Source organism: Collinsella sp. AF36-3AT (assembly GCF_003475205.1).
GTDB lineage: Bacteria > Actinomycetota > Coriobacteriia > Coriobacteriales > Coriobacteriaceae > Collinsella > Collinsella aerofaciens_AF.
In genome coordinates, this window is record NZ_QROZ01000022.1 from 1 (window position 1) to 1,811 (window position 1,811).

Genomic DNA, 1,811 nt, shown 5'->3' on the forward strand with positions numbered 1-1,811 from the left:
ATGGCGAAGCCCATGGCCGGCAGGATGTTGGCGGCAACGCCGCAACCATCGATTACAAAGGACGGGATGAAGTCGAGCAGGCCCTGGATGGCGTCGGAGCCCAGGTAAAATGCGCCGCCGCACAGCAGGAAGTACTCAAGGCAGCCAAAGAGGCCCATGCTCCAATGTGCCGCGTAGATACCCTTGAGGTTGCCCTTGGCAGCGCACTTGTCAGCAATGTCAACAATGATCGAGAATCCAGCATCCGTAATGTTACCAATCGTCAGCGAAAGGACGGCGATGGGCATGGCGAGCGCGATGGCCGTCTCGGTACCCTGGCCGAGCTGGATGGCGAAGGCGCAGGCGAGCACGCCGCCGACGGTTTCGTTAGGCGGTACGTAGGCGCCGATGGAGATCGAGCCCATAAACAGCAGCTCCAGGCTTGCACCCACGGCAAGACCGGTCTGTAGGTCCCCCAGGACCAGGCCCACGAGCGGGCACAGGACGATGGGGCGGAACGCGTAGAGGGTGCCGAGCTGGTAATCGAAGCATCCAAACGCTCCGACTAAGCCGACGAGGATTGCTTGGACAAGCATAATTCCTCCCAATAAGGAATCTCGAACCGTCGCCACTCCCGTCGCGCGCGTTGTTGATATCAATTCCGGGAGTTCGATTACACGGCTCGAAGCGTACCTGGTGTGCTGTTAACACCCATGCCAGGTACAAATGATTTGATACCAATTATAGGTATGCAGGTTCTTACTATTTAATACCACTCGCTCAGCGGGGTGTTTTTTACCGTAAACGGCAGACGTATCCCATCAGGCACGCTCTTTGTTTCGATGGCGGACAAGCGCCACCAGAAAGCCATCGCCAAAGGCATCGGATGCCAAGTTGGCTACAATCACCAAAACGATAATCGCCGCGCCCAAAAACTCGTTCCAGTGAAAGACCTCGCCAAAGAGGAGCGCCGACCAGCAGGGAGCGAGCACGACCTCGCTCATGCAGACCAAGTTGGCCGCAAACGCGTTGGTGCGCGCAATCCCCTTGGCATACAGCACGCTCGCAAGACCACTGCAAAAAAGGCCATGCACCAGCATGAGCCCCCACTCAAATGGTCTCACGGAGTCTAGGGCACCAGCAAAATAGACGATCGGCAGCATCGAGATACCGCAGGAGATGAGCGAGGACACCATGGGCGAGGCGTCGGGGCGAGAGTTCAAAAAGAAGCACAGCCCAAAGGCGGCGCCCGAAATGATGGCAAGCAGGTTGCCGAGCATGCCCTCGGGACTCAAATCACCTAAAAAGAAAAGTCCCATACCCGTAAAAGCAACCACCACAGAGGCGATCTTAGCAGGCGAAGGCAACGTGTGAGTTGCGAGCGATTGATACACGATAACGAAAATCATCGAGGTGTACTGCAGGACGATCGCGTTGCCGACCGTCGTGAGCTGGTTGGCAAAGTTAAACGTGGTGCCCGTCACGAAGTTGCAGACGGCCACAAGGGCAATAAGACGGCTGACGCGGAGGACAGGCCTGCCGACGAGCAGGATAAAGAGTGCCATAAATATTGCCGTGACGGCACCGATCAAAAGAGCTGACTGCGAATTGGCGTGAACGAGGATACCGATAAAGCTCCACAAGAGCGCGGTGCCAAATAGATACATCGCCCCGCTCACGCCGTTATCGGGTGGATTGTCAGATCGAATCACGAAGCACCTCCAGCTAGCTTTCGGTAATAAAAAACGGCGACCGCAATGGGTCGCCGTTTCCCTTGGGGGCAGATAATAGGCCGGGCCCTTACGCCAGCACGCCGAAGAACGCGCCGACGA

General features: G+C 56.9%; 2 protein-coding genes. Both read right to left on the bottom strand.

Going from position 1 to position 1,811, the window contains the following annotated elements; genetic code table 11:
* Positions 1-575: PTS sugar transporter subunit IIC (locus DW003_RS09800; RefSeq protein WP_147352203.1), on the bottom strand; the 575-nt coding region annotated here is incomplete at its 3' end.
* Positions 576-800: 225 nt separating this feature from the next.
* Positions 801-1,544, bottom strand: coding sequence for a DMT family transporter (locus tag DW003_RS09805; protein WP_233545572.1), 744 nt, complete (start codon positions 1,542-1,544; stop codon positions 801-803).
* Positions 1,545-1,811: the final 267 nt, after the last annotated feature.